The organism is Nocardioides sp. P4_G10 (assembly GCF_056401175.1).
Genome location: NZ_JBFUJV010000004.1, coordinates 37,837 through 55,554 on the forward strand (window position 1 = coordinate 37,837; position 17,718 = coordinate 55,554).

The 17,718-nt window shown below is 64.0% G+C and carries 11 protein-coding genes; 8 read left to right on the top strand and 3 right to left on the bottom strand.

What is annotated here, in order from left to right:
• Positions 1-52: 52 nt before the first annotated feature.
• Entirely contained in the window at positions 53-1,777 is a 1,725-nt protein-coding gene (locus AC1DP1_RS07305; RefSeq protein ID WP_477506303.1) for a hypothetical protein, read from the bottom strand.
• A 382-nt stretch (positions 1,778-2,159) separates the two neighbouring features.
• On the opposite strand from AC1DP1_RS07305, the gene AC1DP1_RS07310 reads away from it, so the two are divergent.
• The 4 genes from AC1DP1_RS07310 (at position 2,160) to AC1DP1_RS07325 (ending at position 6,202) form a co-directional block, all read left to right on the top strand.
• Positions 2,160-2,531: a hypothetical protein gene (locus tag AC1DP1_RS07310; protein WP_477506304.1), complete on the top strand. Its 372-nt coding sequence runs from the start codon at positions 2,160-2,162 to the stop codon at positions 2,529-2,531.
• Positions 2,528-2,815: a hypothetical protein gene (locus AC1DP1_RS07315; protein ID WP_477506305.1), complete on the top strand. Its 288-nt coding sequence runs from the start codon at positions 2,528-2,530 to the stop codon at positions 2,813-2,815. The genes AC1DP1_RS07310 and AC1DP1_RS07315 overlap by 4 nt, the downstream gene beginning before the upstream one ends.
• Positions 2,805-3,914: a zinc-ribbon domain-containing protein gene (locus AC1DP1_RS07320; RefSeq protein ID WP_477506306.1), complete on the top strand. Its 1,110-nt coding sequence runs from the start codon at positions 2,805-2,807 to the stop codon at positions 3,912-3,914. The genes AC1DP1_RS07315 and AC1DP1_RS07320 overlap by 11 nt, the downstream gene beginning before the upstream one ends.
• A gap of 440 nt (positions 3,915-4,354) precedes the next feature.
• The gene (locus AC1DP1_RS07325) at positions 4,355-6,202 is read left to right on the top strand and encodes a hypothetical protein (RefSeq protein WP_477506307.1); all 1,848 of its coding nucleotides are present in this window, start codon (positions 4,355-4,357) and stop codon (positions 6,200-6,202) included.
• Between the two features lie 445 nt (positions 6,203-6,647).
• Here the strand turns inward: AC1DP1_RS07325 and AC1DP1_RS07330 are convergent, their stop codons facing one another.
• Both AC1DP1_RS07330 and AC1DP1_RS07335 read right to left on the bottom strand, forming a co-directional pair.
• Positions 6,648-7,136, bottom strand: coding sequence for a macro domain-containing protein (locus tag AC1DP1_RS07330; protein ID WP_477506308.1), 489 nt, complete (start codon positions 7,134-7,136; stop codon positions 6,648-6,650).
• Positions 7,137-7,260: 124 nt separating this feature from the next.
• Positions 7,261-8,304, bottom strand: a complete 1,044-nt coding sequence (locus tag AC1DP1_RS07335) for a DUF4433 domain-containing protein (RefSeq protein ID WP_477506309.1) — start codon at positions 8,302-8,304, stop codon at positions 7,261-7,263.
• Between the two features lie 219 nt (positions 8,305-8,523).
• Here AC1DP1_RS07335 and AC1DP1_RS07340 point away from each other — a divergent pair, with 219 nt between their 5' ends.
• From AC1DP1_RS07340 to AC1DP1_RS07355, 4 genes are read left to right on the top strand one after another with little or no spacing between them, the layout of a single operon-like run.
• Complete coding sequence (locus tag AC1DP1_RS07340) at positions 8,524-11,793, top strand: helicase-related protein (protein ID WP_477506310.1); 3,270 nt, start codon at positions 8,524-8,526, stop codon at positions 11,791-11,793.
• Positions 11,790-12,470, top strand: coding sequence for a DUF4391 domain-containing protein (locus AC1DP1_RS07345; RefSeq protein ID WP_477506311.1), 681 nt, complete (start codon positions 11,790-11,792; stop codon positions 12,468-12,470). The genes AC1DP1_RS07340 and AC1DP1_RS07345 overlap by 4 nt, the downstream gene beginning before the upstream one ends.
• 9 nt (positions 12,471-12,479) lie before the next feature.
• Positions 12,480-14,558: a site-specific DNA-methyltransferase gene (locus AC1DP1_RS07350; RefSeq protein WP_477506312.1), complete on the top strand. Its 2,079-nt coding sequence runs from the start codon at positions 12,480-12,482 to the stop codon at positions 14,556-14,558.
• Between the two features lie 4 nt (positions 14,559-14,562).
• Positions 14,563-17,703: a type III restriction-modification system endonuclease gene (locus AC1DP1_RS07355; RefSeq protein ID WP_477506313.1), complete on the top strand. Its 3,141-nt coding sequence runs from the start codon at positions 14,563-14,565 to the stop codon at positions 17,701-17,703.
• Positions 17,704-17,718 lie beyond the last annotated feature (15 nt).

Sequence of the window (17,718 nt, forward strand, 5' to 3'; positions counted from 1 at the left end):
GTCAGGCCCGTTCCCGGTCCACGAACGGTTCGCGGCAACCGCGCTCGCCGAGTCAGATGCTCATGTCGTCGTGCACGCCGACCTTTGCGAGCTCGATCGAACCGTCAGGCAGCACCCAGTAGTGGAGGCGGCGTGCGGCCGGGGTGTTGGACTGGAGGCTGACCCGCCAGGCCCGTGCCCCGTCCTCGCGCACCCTCTGGGGCGAACCGCCGGCATCGTCCGTACGGAGCTGGTGGAGCTCGCGACCCGCCGACAGCGCGGCCTTCCCGGTGACAACTTCCATCACCACGTCGGCCGCCCGTTCAGCGCCGAGGCCATGCAACGAGTCGAGGCTCCGCAGGAAATCCGGACCCAACGTGTAGTCACCCATCGGGCAGCTTGTTTGTTCGGCGGCGGGGATGCGCGTGGCCCACGCCCGCTCGACGAGGAAGCGGAAGCCCCGCTCCGGGTCGGCGAAGGCCGGCGCGTCGGCCGTGCTGGAGCTGGAGCGGGACTTCCGCAGCTTGGTCCGGGACTGCTCGAGCTGCTGCGTGAGGCGGCGTACGTGGTCCTCGGCCTGGCGCAGCTCCGTCCGCAGGTGCTCGAGCTCGGTCGCGAACCCCAGCGCCTGTGCGTGCACCTCGTCGCGCTGTCGCTTGGCGGTCCGTACCTCCGCCTGGAGCGAAGCGATGGTGAGCGACATCGACTTCGTACTGGCGCTCTCGGCCGCTGGGGCCGGTGCCTCTACCGGTGCTTCTGCCGGTCCCGGCGCCGGGCGCGGTCGGACGGCGCGGCTGCGGTCGAACATCGCTGGACTCGGAACCGCCGGTGCTGGGGTGGTCACTGGCACGTCGGGGACATCCGGCTCGGTGTCCGGGTCGCACACCTCGATCTCGACGTCGAACGACACGACCTCGATGGGTGCGGTGTCCGGCGCAGCCGGCTCCGCGACACCAACCGGGGTCGCCGGGACCAGCCAGGGTGGGCCGCCCGCGAAGAGGGCGGCCGCGGCCACCGGCTCCTCGTCGTCGTCGATGTCGAGCAGGCTGAGCTGCCACTCGCCGCCTGTCGCGAGGACGCGCGCCGGCAACACCTCGCCGGGAGTCAGCAGGTCGGACAGGTCGTCGAGCGGGTTGGAGTTGACGGCAGCGTGGGTCACGTCCACGGTGACGAGCGGGTGCAGGAAGACCGACGCACGGCTGGCTTCGACGGACTCGACCTGGACCAGGACGACGTCGCCTGCCGCGTACGACGAGAGCGCGACGTCGGGTTCGAGGCGGGACTCCCGTACGTCGAACCAGCGGCTGTCGACGTCGTACAGGCCCGTCACCTCCTGGCCGGGCCGCAGCGACCGCTCCAGCGGCAGGCCGGGGAAGGCCAGTGCGTCCGGGACGATGCCCATGCGCCCGTCGAGCTTGACCATCGCGCGGTCGGCCACGATGCCGGCCACGACCCCCGTCAGTCGTGCGCGCTCCGCTGTCCGCACATTGTCGAAGAGGCCGGCCTCGGTCGCCATGTGGAGTGCGTCATCGATGAGCGCGGTGGTCGCCTTCGGGCCCTCCGCGGCACTGTAGGCGAACCGCAACGGGGACCGTCGCGGCTCGCTCGCCCAATCGTGGCCAACCGGATAGACCCGTCCGGCGCCGCCGTAGACCTGCGTCATGGCCGGGAGGTTGTTGGACAGGTCCCACGAGTGCGGGCCAGTGGGCACGAGGTAGATCTCGGCGATGTCACCGACCTGGTCGACGATCTCCTCGACGTCGATCCACGGCTCCGCCCGGCCGTGCGGCGTCGTCACCACGATTACGGGTCGGTCCCTCGCGTTCCCGTTCAGGTGCGTTGCCAGAGCTCGGGCACCTTCAGGAGTGGTCACTCGTCGGTAGGCGGGCACGGTACAAGCCTGCATCGGCGGCATCGGTCGGGGGACCGGATTCGCGGAACCAGCTTCGAGCATTCATCCCGGTGGGTTGCGTGGGGCGGTTTGGGCTTCTTCCTCCGAGCATGCGAAGGCGTAGTCATCGACGACGCGCGCAAACCGCTTAATGCACCTTATGGGCGGAACGACGTTGCGTTGTAAGTGACAACATGTACACTGACGTAAACTACGGATCGAGGGAGGTGGAGGTGAGATGACGGAAAGGTCTTGCCACGAGCTCGGGACGCACGTTGTCGCCAAGCCGATGGCGCGGCCGCAGGTCTCGCAGCCGAAGGGGCGCGTCGCAATCACCCGGGGAGCGGACCACGGCGTTCTCAAGACCCCCGAGCTCCTCGCGCTCGTGGCGGAGGGCGTAAACGGTCTCGGGTGCGTCGAGACGCATCCGCCGTTCGACGCCGAGCGGCTTCAGGTGGTCCTTGACCTCGATGCTCCGACGGGCTGGGTCGTGGCCGCGTGGCGCGACATCTACGCCGACCGCGACCAGCGCCTCGAGGTCGACATGTGTGTCGAGGCGCTCACGGATCAGCACCTGTGTTGGAACTGCGGCGACCTCGGGTGTGCCGAACGCGACGACCTGCTCTGGTGCGCCGCCTGTCTGAAGGAGGAGAAGAAATGATGAAGGTGGAAAGCAGGCGTACGAGGCTGGGCATGATCCCGCCGCTCGCGCTGTCGCACGGGTTCCGTCTCTTCTACGAGGGACACGCCGGCGAGCGTCACCGGGTGCGGCTCTCGCGGCACCTGCCCGGCGGGCTCCTCGAGGGTGACCTCGAGGAGATCCTGACCGAGCTGCGTCCCTGGCGCCGGACCATGCCCGACGGCGGCATCATGGCCGTGGTCTGGTGGCTGCACGAGTCCGCGGCGATGTACGACGCGCTCATCGGGGACGACCATGGCGCGTGAACCCAAGCCCAACCCCAAGGCGAAGTGGGTGCCGCACGAGGACAGCATCCTCGTTCGCCACCCCGACCTCGCCGCCGAAGCCGACCACGAGCGCGCCGCCGCGATGGGTCTCGACTTCGCGCACATCGCCCCCGGGACCAAGGTGCCGCTGCCGTGGCAGCATCCCGTCGCCAATGACGGGACCCACCGCTGGCTTCAAGCCGGCACCAGCCGGGTCCACATGCGCGCCGGCTGCTCCGTCTGTCGCGGGTACCGCGCCGACCACACCACCTCGCTCGCCACCCTCGCTCCCGAGCTGGCCAAGCAATGGCACCCCACCCGAAACAGCGACCGAACCCCGGCGACGGTCACTCCTGGGTCGCGGCGAATGGCGTCGTGGCTGTGCACCCAGTGCACCTACGACTGGTACGCCCGCGTCTCCTCGAGGGCACTGGACGGCAACGGGTGCCCGCGCTGCGCCGGGCAGGAGGCCCTGCCCGGTGACCCCACCACACTCGCGGTGGCCCAGCCCCAGCTGTACGCCGAGCTCGACGTCGACGGCGTACGCGGTCTGGGCCTGGACCCCCTCCGCATACACGTCCGCAGCAACCGCCACCTTCCCTGGATCTGCAAGGTCGACTTCGCCCACCGGTGGGTGGCGAGCCCCGCCGCACGCATGAACGGCTGCCAGTGCTCGCACTGTCCGCCAACGGGTCAGTCCTCACACCCCGAACGCGCCCTCGTCGCCTTGCTGAGCAGGCGCCACGCGGACGCAGTCGGCAACTCACCCGCCGCTGACGTCCGATGGCTCGACCGACGAGGACGCTCTCTCCCCGCGCGCTGCGACATCGTCGTCCCTTCCCTGCGTCTGGTCGTGGAGTACGACGGACTGCGCTACCACGGTGCTCCCGACCGGCGCCGCTGCGATCACGACAAGACCCATGCACTGCTCACCGCTGGCTGGCGGGTGGTTCGTGTCCGCGAGGCGACAGCCCGCCAACAGTTGGCCGACCTCGACATCACCGACGGCAACCTGCTGCAGGTCCAGCACCGGTACGGCGACCACCTCCCGCCGCTGGTCGACACGATCCTCGCCTGGGTCGAGGCCTGCGACTCCTGAGTCCGTGGCACTGGGACGGCCGGCAGGCCGAGTTCGCCTAGCGGCGGGCGAACGCAAGGCCGTGACCTGATGCCGATACAAGTGGGCCTCGCTGCGCTCGGCTGATGGGTGCTTGCTGTCTGCCTCGTGTCCCGTCTCGGTTCCTCAACATTGCCCACCGTGCGTGCTGTCCCGCCACTCGTCTGCTTTTCGTATGCGTCGTGGTGCTTGTCGAGGTCCTTCCGTCTCTTCATGTCCGCTTCGCTGTCGTCCCGCTGTCAGATCACCCGAAGGGTGAAGCATCACCCCCCTCCAAGGCACGGGGACTGGGGGCTTTCCTGGGTCGATTCGATGCGGGTTCGCCCAAAACTTGCCGCGTATTTTCACGGCCCGAGTCCGGGGAGTTTCGGGCGCGCCGCGATGCCCTAACGGCCCGGACGGGGACCTGAGTTCTTCGGCGCATGGTGAAGGTGGTGACAACACCGATCCAGACCCCGCCATCCGGTACCCCCAGCGGTGCGAGCCCCCGCCGCGACACCCAAGTGGTCGTACGCCGTCGCCAGCCGAAGGTGTTCCCGCTGGCCGGTGACCGCACCGACCCGTTCTACGAGATCCCGTGGACCATCGGCGGGCGAGCAGCCTGGCTGTGCGAAGACGATCGTTCGACATGGCTGCGCAGGCGAGGCGTAGACCTCTCACAACAGGAAGCGATGAATCGCATCCTCGGTTCGGGTCGACGGCGAAATCCCTACGGTTTCCCGGTCCACCTAGCTGCGCTGGGGGTGCTTCACTCTTGGCACACCTGCACCTCCGAGCAGCTTGCTGCGTTCGTCGGCGATGAGCGTCTCGCGGGCACCAACGCTGGGCCGTTGACCATGGGCGTTGCGGCTGGGCTCCACGACATCGGTCTGCTTCCCGGCGTCGACTCCGACTCCGTCCCGGGCCTCGCACCGATCTCGGTCCACCAACTCAACGACGATGTACGGCGCCGCGGCGCCTGCCTCGACAAGCTGGCGTGGATGCAATGGCTGGCAGTCACGGGCGGTCAAGGTCTTGGGGTCGGACCGCGCACGGACAGGCACAACATCCTCGCGGCCGAGTTGGGGCTCCGCGTCGCCGAGCTCACCGCCGTGTCGGCGGTTCTTGGAGAGCGGTTCTCCCGACATCACCAGCTCGCCAGCGAGCGGGCCAGGTTGTCCGCGCGCTCCGGGGCGCGCGCGGCGGACCTCACCGCGGTCAGATCCGACGGCCTGCGCATCGTCTTCGAGGTCACCAGCAACACCTCGCGCGGTTTCAGGTCCAAGGTCCGCGCATCGGTCCGACTCGTCGGCGACTCGCCACTCGATGAGTGGGGCCCCGCCGTCATCTTCGTCCTGGCCGTCCCGCCGCGCGGTGAGCGATGGCAGAAGAGACGCAGGCGGCTTCGCAAGGTCGTCGAACGCGAACTCCACATGGCGGTCAGGGACGTCCCCGGCACGTCCTTTGATCGCACTGCCGCTCGCATCGCCGTCGTCGACTGGACGGAGTGGTTCCCCGCACCCCGCATCGGATCGTCGGCATTCCGGAGACTGATGGCACACCGGTGGGTGCCAGAGCGCCAAACGTGGGAGAGGGTGGCCTTCGCGGACCCGAACGCCTTTCCCTTCGACCCCACCGACCCCATCTCCGGGTTACAGATCGTCGACAACGCCAAGCTCCTGGGTCAGTCGCCCTGGGCTCTCCGCGGAGACGTGGATATCAACGGCCTCACACGCACGCTGCTCGATCGTTACGGTCTCGGAGCCGGCTCCGACCATCCAGCTCTTGGTGCAGGCCGCGGCGCCACAGGCGACGTACAACTGCCGCAACCGCTGCTGGGACTCGTGTCGCCCCGACCACATCCCTCACCGCGTCACGCCCTGCCGAGGGCGCCCGCCGCGGCGCCGCTCTCGTCGCCCCTCGACGCCGACCGCGAGCGGCCCCCGAAGCTGCGTCGTGCCGCGTGCTCGATCCGTGTCGCCCACGGCGAGGTCTCCGTCGATCACGTCATCGAGTACGCCGTGCGTCACCCCGACTCTCCGATCGGAGCACTCGGCCTCGCCGAGCTGTTGCGGTCCCAACCCAACCCGGGCGACGTACGCCGCTCGCTCAGGCAGATGCGTCGAGCCGCGCACGTGCTCGGCGAGGAGTCGAGCATCACCGGCCGTACCGTCCGCTGGCTCGTCGACGGCCGATCCCGCGGTCGACGACTGACTGCGTGGAGAGACGCAGGCCTTCCGCATGAGGTCGACCCCGGCTTCCCATGGCGACACGGGCCATCTCCCACATGAACCCGCCGTGTGAATCCCTCCACGCCCGCAAGACCCGGCGAGAGAACCGGCGGTTCGGGCCGCCTGCACGGTCGCTTTGTGATCGCCCCGCTGGAGGCTCTCGCCCAGCGGGGTGCCGCCGGACTCCTGCTCGAGCTCGCCCTTCCCCGCAGCCACGGCATGGGCTCGTGTCCCGGACGTCATGATCGACATTTGATCGGCCGCGCCTCATGGGCGGTGCCTGCCTTCGGCCGGGAGAGGCAGACCTCCACCTATTGCGGAACCGCTGGGGGTCGGTTCGCACGGCCGGCGGTTCCGATGCCATTGGCACCACGGCGAAGTTCATCGGCAGGACCGCACGAGGTCACGGCGATCGACTACCGATGCAGGCGGTTCAGCCGCCCGTTGCCGAACCCAACCACGAGAAGGCAATGGCCGGCGCCGTCAATGACGGCTCTTCCCAGTACTACGAGAACAGGTCGAGTTGAGCGTCCTCCGTCATGACGGGGTCGTCTGCCTCCTCTCCGTCAGGCACCCACACCTCCACGGGTATGGGCAGGCTGCCCAGGTGGTGCTTGATGAGAGGCCATACCTGGCCCCACTGGAGTTGCCCGTTGCCGCATCCGAGGGGGGGCAGAGCCAAGCTCGTGATGCCCCATTCGGTATAGCGGTGCGACAAGAGTCGCAGCCCGCCGTCGATCCATTCGATCCGCGAAGGGTCGCGCCAGTGATCCTTTGTCGGGAAGTTCAGGATCAGCTCAAGCTCGGGTTTGTCGCGCTTGGGGTCGGCGCGGAAGACGTAGGGCACCCCAGGTTGGACCTGACGAACCAGGCATCGCGCTTCGTAGTCAGCGAAGTTTGCGGGGTGCGCCCGCTTGAACTTCAGTGCGACGCCCTTCCCCATCACGCCAACGCAGTTCACTGTGTTGGTGATGGTTTGCATCCGGGACTGCATGATCGTGTCGTTGCCGATGTGCCGTCGATGAAGGGGCATCGACTATCGCCATCCCCTCTGAAACGATCGGTTGTCTTCTGTCCAGCGGAGCCATCGTATCTAGAGGCGGCCGGAGTCTGATGGCCTACGGGGACGAAAAGAACAGATCAGGGTCCACGCTCCCCGGGAGGTCGGGAGCCAGCTGTCGCACCCAACGGTACGCGGACTGGTCACGCACGATGAAGCTCTCGACGAACTCGGGTGGAACGGTGTTGGGAACCAGTACTTCCGCCTGGGTGGTTCGCTTCAGATCGTCGTCGCTCCTGCCATCAGCACCAGTCCAGTACCTCGCGTAGATGCGATCGAACGGAAGGTCGGGCGACTCGGCCGCAAGTAGCCAGGAGCGCGAACTGCGGTTGGCTGCGTTCCCGTCAGTCACATGGACACCCGGCAAGCTCAGCACGTCGCGCGATACCCGAAGAACGACCAGATCCCGACGATCAAGCGCCAGCGTGTAGAGCATCGCGTTGTGTGGATTGAAGTAGAGACTTGCGAGGTCGTGCAGCCGGGTTCCGTTCGCAGCCTTGCGACCCCAGCGCAGGTTTTGGACATCCGCGTTCGATACGTCCTCGTGGGGGATTGAGGCGGCGAGATTGTGGGAAAGAATGCCGCGCTGGACGATGCTCGGGAGGTTGGCGATAGGCATGATGTTGTACAAGTAGGCGATCCTGTCGCGCACCGCTGCCACACGTGCCGCTGCCTCCGAGCGCCGCCGCTCTTCCTCGGCGAGCTTGCTTCGTCTGGCCTCGCCAGCAGCGCGGCGGCGGGCCAACTCCTCGTCGCGCTGACGTTCCATCAACTGAACTCGCTGGCGCTCCAGCGCGGCCGCCTGTGCCCGCCGCTGGCGCTCTGCCTCCTCTCGCTGGGGGCGCTGTGACTCCTCCGCTGCAGCGAACCAGAACGCCAGAAACGCCTCCTGCTCACACCCGGTGTGCTCAAGCCACACCTCGCGCGCCAGGGATTCAGCCAGTTCTCCAGGCAGGCGGCTTATCGCGGCGACTCGAGGATCTGTGTTGAAGCGCATCTTGAGGGTCCCGTTTCCGGGGTCGCTTCCAGACAGCAAGCACCAAAGCTGCCAATCGCGGTTCATGCAGCTCCCCTCGACGCGCGGGCCGATCAGCACTCGCATCGTATGGACTAGTGCTCCTTCATGGCCGTCGATTGAGCGGAGACGCGGTTCGGTCCGTGGCGAGGACAATGCTCGACGTCGAGAAGTCGTTCTTGACCCGCGACAGGGCGATGAGCCTTAACCTTGGGACGTGATCGTGACGAGGAGCGGTGCGTGCGTGGTCGCGACCACGCGACGTCTCACGGAGACGTGGGCTGTCGCTCGAGGGGGCACTCACTGATGGAGATCATCGACAACGTCAACCGTCTGTTGGGTGACGACCTCAAGGACACCCTGGACCGGGGGTCCAAGGTCCGCATCGCCGCGTCAACGTTCTCGATCTTCGCCTTCGAGGCTTTGCGCAAGGAGCTCGAACAGGTCAGTGAGCTGGAGTTCATCTTCACGTCGCCTGCCTTCGTGACCACGAAGGTGACCGACAAACTCCGGAAGGAGCGCAGGGAGTTCTTCATCCCGAGCGCTGCGCGCGGAGAGTCGAGCCTGTATGGCTCCGAGTTCGAGATCCGGCTGCGCAACAAACTAACCCAGCGGGCCATTGCTCGTGAGTGCGCAGAGTGGGTGCGTGGCAAGGTCACGTTCCGTTCTAACTCAACCGGCAACCCGATGCAGCAGTTCGCTGTCGTGGAGGACAAGGCGGCGTACGTGCCGCTCCAGGGTTTCACCACTGCCGATCTCGGCTATGAGCGCGGAAACGCTGTGTCCAACATGGTGCATAAGGTTGACGACTCCCCGATGACGGCGCAGTACGTCGCGCTGTTCGACCAGATTTGGAACAACCCGGCCCAGCTCGACGACGTCACCGAGGCGGTCTACGAGCACATCTCGAGCGTGTACGCCGAGAACTCGCCGGCTCGGATCTACTTCCTGATCCTCTACAACCTCTTCGAGGAGTTCCTCGACGACATCAACGAAGACGTCCTCCCCAACGACCGCACGGGCTATCAAGAGACCCAGGTGTGGAAGAGCCTCTACAACTTTCAGCGCGACGCTGCGACGGGCATCATCAACAAGCTTGAGACCTACAGCGGCTGCATCCTCGCTGACAGCGTCGGCCTCGGTAAGACCTTCACCGCGTTGGCGGTGATCAAGTACTACGAGCTCCGCAACAAGTCCGTCCTGGTCCTTGCGCCGAAGAAGCTCTCTGAGAACTGGACGAACTACAACGCCAACCTGACTACCAACATCTTTGCGAGCGATCGCTTCAACTACGACGTCCTCGCCCACACCGATCTCTCCAGAACTCGCGGGGAGTCACTAGGGCTTCGCCTCGACCGCATCAACTGGGGCAACTACGACCTCGTCGTTATTGATGAATCCCATAACTTCCGCAACGCCGACTACGCGGAAGAGAAGGAGTCGCGCTACCAGCGACTCATGCGACGGGTGATCCGCGAGGGCGTGAAGACCAAGGTGCTCATGCTCTCCGCCACCCCGGTCAACAACCGATTCAATGACCTCAAGAACCAGCTCCAGCTTGCCTACGAGGGGGAGTCGGAGACTCTGTCGCAACACCTGAGCATCTCCACGTCGATCGAGGAGGTCTTCAGGGACGCACAGCGCGTCTTCAACGAATGGTCCAAGCTGGCACCTGAAGAACGCACCGCGGACCAGATCCTGACGATGCTCGACTTCGACTTCTTCGAGCTCCTCGACTCGGTCACCATCGCCCGCTCCCGCAAGCATATCCAGGCGTTCTACGACACCAGCGAGATCGGCGCCTTCCCCGAAAGACTGCCTCCTGTCTCAATCAGGGAGCCTCTGACAGACCTTCCCAACGTCGCGAGCTTCAACGAGATCTTCGACCAGATCCAGGCGCTGACTCTCGCCGTCTACACCCCGCTTGCCTACGTCTTCCCTAGCCGCTTGGGCAAGTACGAGGACCTGTACAACGTCAAGGGAGGAACCGCCCGGTCCAACCTCGGTCAACTGGGCCGTGAGCAGGGTCTGAAGAAGCTCATGACCGTGAACCTGCTCAAGCGTCTCGAGAGCTCGGTCGAAGCATTCCGCCTCACCGTCGCGAAGATCGAGCGCTCCGTGGACGGCATTCTTAGCCGCTTGGCATCCCGCACGGGTGCTCTCTCAGACACGGACGTCGACTTCACCGCTCTGGACCTTGACGTAGACGACGAGGACGACGCCAATATCGAGGCGCTCACCTTCGGCGCGAAGATCAAGATCGATGTCGAAGACATCGACGTTGACTCTTGGCAGCGTGACCTCTGGCACGACCGCGAAACACTGCGCGAGCTCCTGGAGGAGATGCAAAAGGTCACCCCTGAGCACGACGTGAAGCTGCAGCGATTGAAGCGGATCGTCGCGGACAAAGCAGCGCACCCGATCAACCCCGACAACCGGAAGGCCCTCATCTTCTCGGCCTTCGCAGACACCGCGGAGTACCTCTACCGAGAGCTGTCGCCGGACCTGCACCGGGCCGGCCTGGAGAGCGCCATCATCACTGGAGGTGGCCACGCCGCGAAGACCACCTTGGGGAAGGGATTCGACTTCCAACAGGTGCTCACGCTCTTCTCCCCGCGCTCCAAGCAGCGGCACCTTCTCATGCCTGGGACAACGGGCGATCTGGATGTCCTCATCGGCACCGACGTGATCAGTGAGGGCCAGAACCTCCAGGACTGCGACTTCCTGGTGAACTACGACATCCACTGGAACCCCGTACGGATCATTCAGCGGTTCGGCCGCATTGACCGCATCGGGTCGACCAACGCGCAGATCCAGCTCGTGAACTTCTGGCCCGACATCTCGCTCGACGAGTACATCAACCTCAAAGAGCGCGTGGAGAACCGCATGGTGATCGCGGATCTCGCGGCGGTGGGTGACGACAACATCCTTGATCCCGCCAGCGCAGATGCCGCATACCGCAAGGAGCAGCTCCGCAAGCTTCAAGACGAGGTGATAGAGCTCGAGGACGTACGCACAGGGGTGTCGATCACGGACTTGGGGCTGAACGACTTCAGGATGGACCTGCTCGGCTACATCAAGGAGCACGGCGAGCTAGACACCACGCCCAAGGGCCTCCACGCGGTCATCCCTGCGGATCCCGCAAAGGGACTGCATCCTGGTGGCATCTATGCCCTTCGCAACGTCACTGCCGACGAGAGCATCAATCGCGGAAACCGCCTCCACCCTCACTATTTGATCTATCTCGACCTTGACGGCAAGGTCATCGCCGATCACACCGAGGTCAAGCACCTCCTCGATGTCATCAGGGCCGGCTGTCGTCCCTTTGATCAGCCGGTGAATGCCGTGACCCGGATATTCAACGCCGCAACCCACGAGGGTGCGGAGATGAGCAAGTACTCCGAGCTCCTCACCGCGGCCATCCGATCCATGATCGAGGTCACCGACGAGCAAGACGTGGACAGCCTCTTCACAGATGGACCGACCACTGCGCTCACCCAAACCATCGCCGGGCTCGACGACTTCGAGCTGATCGCCTTCCTCGCCGTCGTCGACGCAGAAGGGGAGACCGCGTGACAGCGCTTCTTTATCGCTGGCCGGACGCGGCCAAGTTCGGCCGTGTGGTTGCGAAGGCGAAGTTCTATGAACACGCGTCGATCGGGGTATCGCTCAAGGAGCGCTTCGTCTCCGACGTACGGCGTATCACTTGGGCATACAAGCTGGCCGAAGGCACGATCAACCTTCCAGGCAGCGTTGAAGTACCGGAGATCCAAGTCTTCGAGATCGACGCCAAAGAAGACGACGTGGCAGTGGGCGTTCTCGAGGCGATAGACAAGGTCGTCCGGTCGCCGATCATCTTCGAGATCATCCGCGGTAGTCAGGAGGCGGATCCCGTCACTCGGATGGTCGCTGCCCACAAGCAGCTGGGCGGTGGCACTCCGAAGTTAGGCCCCTACCTCAGCACCGACTGGCAGCCTGCCTCTCGCTCTCGCTCTCGCGACCGGGTACCGCTGCCGCCAGCCATCGACCTCACGAGTATGTATACCGAGCTGCTACAGCCGTTGGCCCCCGTCGCGCCGCGCGCCGGTGAGCCTCTTTCGGAGGTCATCGGCAGACTAACGACCGTTCGCTCGCTCGAGCGAGAGATATCCGCCTTGGAGCGGAAGCTCCGGAATGAAGCGCAGCTGAATCGGAAAATGGCGCTACGCCGACAACTGAAGGACCGACAGGCCGCGCTCGCGGATCTGGTGTGAGAGGAACAGATGGAAAAGCTTGAGCTGCAGTCGGCCGACGTGACCGCCAAGAACGTTGAGGCCATCGCCGGACTCTTCCCGCAGGTCGTCACGGAGGGGCGTGACGACGTCGGCAACCTCGTGCATCAGATCGACTTTGAGGCCCTCCGTCAAGAGCTCAGCGACTACGTCGTCGACGGCGCGAAGGAGGTCTACCAGATCGACTGGCCCGGCAAGCTGGCAGCGGAGTTCGCCTCGAACGCCCCGATCTCGAAGACCCTGCGCCCGAGCCGGGCGGACTCGGTTGATTTCGACACCACCAAGAATCTCCTCATCGAGGGCGACAACTTGGAGGCGCTGAAGCTCCTCCAGGAGTCCTACCTCGGAAAGGTTCGGCTCGTCTATATCGACCCGCCGTACAACACTGGCGGGGACTTGGTCTACCGCGACGACTTCGCCACCTCCAAGGACGAGTACCTGTGGAGGTCGACACAGGTCAATTACGCCGGCGAGAAGTTGCGGTCGAACACCGAGGCGAACGGTCGATTCCACTCGGACTGGCTAAGCATGATCTATCCGCGGCTCCGGCTTGCGAAGCGCTTTCTGGCTCAGGATGGCGTCATCCTCGTCAGCATCGACGACGCGGAGCAAGCGTCCCTCCGTCGCCTCATGGACGAAGTCTTCGGCGAACAGAACTTCATCGCTCAACTCGTTTGGGAGAAGGGCCGTAAGAACGACGCGAAGTTCTTTTCGGTCGGCCACGAGTACGTCATGGTCTACGCCAAGTCGAAGGCGACCCTCCGCGAGCGAAAGACCGAGTGGCGCGAGGAGAAGCCGGGAGCACGCGAGGTTTGGGACGAGTATCTCCGGTTGCGCGAACTTCACGGAGACAACGACGAAGCGGTGGAGGAGGCACTAACGGCTTGGTACAAGGCGCTCCCGAAGTCCAGTCCGGCCAAGAAGCTCTCGCGTACACGCCACGTCGACAGTAACGGTCCCTGGCGTGACGACAACATCTCTTGGCCGGGAGGTGGCGGACCGAGGTATGACGTCATCCATCCGGTGACCGAACTGCCATGCGCGGTCCCCGAAGCGGGATGGCGCTATGGCGAGGACGAGATGAAGCGGCGCATCGGGCTTGACCTGATCGTTTTCCGCGACGACCACACGCAGCCGCCGTTCCGGAAGTCCCACCTCAGGCCCGTCGAGGGTGAAGTCGACAGCGTGGAGGATGAGGTCGAAGACGGAGACGACGCTGGCCTCGCCGTTCAGGTCCGAGGGAGCTACTTTTACAAGCAGTCCCAGGTATCTGTCCGGCATCTACGCAACCTGATGGGGGCGCAGGTCTTCAACAATCCGAAGGATCACTTCGAGTTGTCGCGGCTCTTTGAGTATGTCCTCGGTGGTCGCGGCGGAATCGTCATGGACTTCTTCGCAGGTTCGGGTTCCACCGCGGAGGCGGTCTTTGAACTGTGCGCTCGAACGGGGCTCAACTGCCCGGTGATTCTCGTGCAGCTGCCCGAGGCTCTGGAGGACAATCTGAAATCCGCAACTGGAGCCGCCAAGACAACGATCCAGAACGCCATCAAGTATCTGCAGAAGTTCGACAAACCGTTGACGATCTCAGAACTGACCAAGATTCGCGTCGCGAGCGCTGGCGCGAAGGTGAGCTCGGAAAGCGCGCAGTCTGACTGGAAGCGTGACGTTGGGTTCCGGGCGTTCACGATTGACACGAGCAACTTCGCTGATGTGACGACCACGCCGGATGCAGCTGAGCAAGACACCCTGGACCTTCTGACCGAGAGCGTGAAGCAGGATCGAACGGGCGAAGACATCCTGTTCGAGGTACTCATCGATTGGGGCCTGGACCTCAGCGCGCCGGTCACCGTAGAGAAGGTCGACGGACACGAAGTCTTCTCGGTTGAGGGAGACGCGTTGGTCGCCTGCTTCGACGACGACATCGACGACCAACTTGTCCGCGCGGTGGCGAGTCGCTCGCCGCTCAGAGCAGTGTTCCGTGACTCCGGCTTTGAGACTGACGCGGCGCGGATCAACGCAGAACAGGCGTTCAAGCAGATCTCCCCGGACACCGATCTGAAGGTGCTCTGACTCGATGAAGCTTCAGTTCAAGGTCCAGGAGTACCAGACTGCAGCAGTCGAGGCTGTGGTCGATTGCTTCCGAGCGGTGCACCGCCAACCGTTCGCGGACAACATCACCTACAAGATCGATCCCGGCCGCGCTTCTCGCTCGGCGCAGGCACAGCTTGCCCTCGGGCAGCCCACCAATGGAACCGGCTATGGGAACAGCGACCTGGTGCTCGGTCCCGCTCAGGTCCTCGAAAATATCCATGCCGTGCAGCGACGTACGAGTGGGTTGCCGCTTTCGCCGGAACTTGTGGTGAGCCCCGCGGCTGGCCTCAACCTCGACATCGAGATGGAGACGGGGACGGGGAAGACGTACGTCTACATCAAGACGATCATGGAACTGCATCGGCAGTTCGGATGGTCCAAGTACGTGGTGGTCGTACCGAGCATTGCCATCCGTGAGGGCGTCAAGAAGTCCTTCGAGATCACCGCTGAGCACTTCCTGGGAGAGTACCGAACCCAGGCCCGCGCCTTTGTGTACGACTCAGACCATCTCGACGCAGTCGAGACGTTCTCGTCCGACGATGGCATCCAGGTCATGATCATCAACGCGCAGAACTTCAACCGCGATGCGAAGAAGGCAGACAGCGACGCCGGCAGCACCGGCAAGGCATCGGGCCTCAAGATGTTCAAGACCCTGGACGCGTTCAAGTCGCGTCGCCCTATCGACGTGATCGCGGCAAACCGGCCGATCCTCATCATCGACGAGCCTCAGCGGCTGGGCAGCAATCCGAAGAAGCCAAGCGAGACGCTCAAGGCCCTAGGTCGGTTCAACCCGCTCTTCGCGCTTCGGTACTCGGCGACTCACGCCATCGAGCACAACAAGGTCCACCGTCTCGACGCGCTCGACGCCTACAACAAGAAGCTCGTCAAGCGGATCGCTGCCCGCGGGATCAGCGTGAAGGGACTGGCCGGCAGCAGTGCCTATCTCTATGTAGACGGGCTTGAACTCGGCAAGGGCGCCGATTTCCCTAAGGCGCGGCTCGAGCTCGAGGTTCAGACGAAGGGCGGCCCAATCGTTCGTAAGACCATGAAGGTCCAGCAGGGATCGCGACTGCACGACCTTTCTGGCGGCATCGAGGCCTACAAGGGGCTTGTCATCGACGACATCGACGCCATCTCGAACACCGTGACGCTCCTCGACGGGCAGACCCTCCAAGGTGGTCAAGTCACCAACGATGTCACCGATGAGCAGAAGCGGCGTCTCCAGATTCGCGAGGTGATTCGTGCCCACTTGGACAAAGAACAGCAGTTGTTCAGGCAGGGCATCAAGGTGCTGTCGCTGTTCTTCATCGACGAGGTGGTGAAGTACCGCGACTACGACCAGCCTGATCGCCGCGGCGATTACGCCCGGACCTTCGAGGAGGAGTACCAGGCGCTGTGCGCGGCCAAGCTCGATGAGTTGGACCTGGATGAGACCAGTGAGTACCGCACCTACCTCGAGCGTGACTCCGTTCAGGACATCCACAACGGGTACTTCTCGGTCGACAAGAGGACCGGCCGCTGGGTCAACAGCGACTCGTCGGATGCTTCGGATGAGAAGCAGGGCATCTCTAAGGACGCCGAGGCTTACGACGCGATCCTGCGGGACAAGGAGAAGCTGCTCGACCCGGACTACTCCCTCCGATTTATCTTCAGCCACTCGGCCCTTCGAGAGGGTTGGGACAACCCGAATGTCTTCACACTGGGGTTCCTGAAGAAGGCGACGGCCGGCGACTCGCGCCGACAGGAAGTTGGTCGCGGACTTCGTCTCGCCGTGGATCGACATGGGGAGCGCGCCGACAACCCGGTGACCGTCCACGACATCAATGTGCTGACGGTCGTCACCGAGGAGTCGTATCTCGACTTTGTGAAGGGCTTCCAAGATGAGACGCTGCGACTGCTCAGCGCCCGACCGAGAAAGGCGACGCCCGACTTCTTTGCAGGCTCTGTCGTTCATGACGAGGCGGGAGGAGAGCTGACGCTCACGATCGACGATGCCAAGCAACTGCAGCACTGGCTGATCAAGCACGACTTCGTTGACTTCGACAATCAGATCACCGAGAAGTGGATCGGCCGCAAGGACCTCCTTGAGATGCCTGCGATGCTCCCCAAGTTGGACCCGTTCTTCCCGCAGCTTGCTTTGCTGATCGACTCCCTCAACGTCCAGGCGCCGAAGGTGGACGACTCCCGCAAGGGGCAGGTCGTGCCGATGAACAAGGCCAACTTCGGCAAGAAGGAATTCAAGGAACTCTGGGAGCGGATCAATCGACGGGTCGTCTATCAGGTCGACTTCGATTCGCAGGAGCTCATCGTCAACTGCGTACGTGTGCTCGACACCTCGTTGCAAGTTGCGCGGCTTCAGTACGTCGTCGTGGAGGGCGTCCAGCGCGACGTCGTTGAGGCTGAGCACTTGGAGTCTGGTGAGAGTTTCAAGGTCGCTCGTACCAAGATGGAGGAGTCTTCGCTGAGTGCCAGCTCAACCGTGCCGTACGACCTGCTCGGTGAGATCGCCGACAAGACCAACCTCACTCGCAGGACGTGCGCTGCGATTCTGAAGAAGGTGCGGCCGGACACGTTCGCGAAGTTCAAGCAAAACCCTGAGCAGTTCATCACCGAAGCGGCCAGGCTCATCAACGAGCAGAAGGCTGCGGCTGTGGTCGAGCACATCGAGTACGACCTGTTGGACGATAGGTACGACTCGTCCATCTTCACGGAAAATCAGACAGCGCGGGATCTGTCCAAGGCCGCGCATACTCCGAACCGCAACATCTACGAGTACGTCGTTCACGACTCGGAGGTGGAGCGAGCATTCGGTGCATCCCTCGATGTGAGCGAGGAGGTTGTGGTGTATACGAAATTGCCCCGAGGCTTCAAGATTCCGACGCCGCTGGACGACTACAACCCCGACTGGGCAATCGCGTTCAAGGAGGGGGATGTCAAGCACGTCTACTTCGTCGCCGAGACTAAGGGTTCGCTCTCGTCGCTCGAACTCCGTCCATCGGAGAAGGCGAAGATCGAATGCGCGCGCAAGCTCTTCGAGAAGTTGAACGACGAGACAGGGAGCCCCGGTGTGAAGTACGAGGTCGTCACCAACTACTCCGAGCTGATGCAACTCGTGACGACTTAGGTGAACGAACGAAGC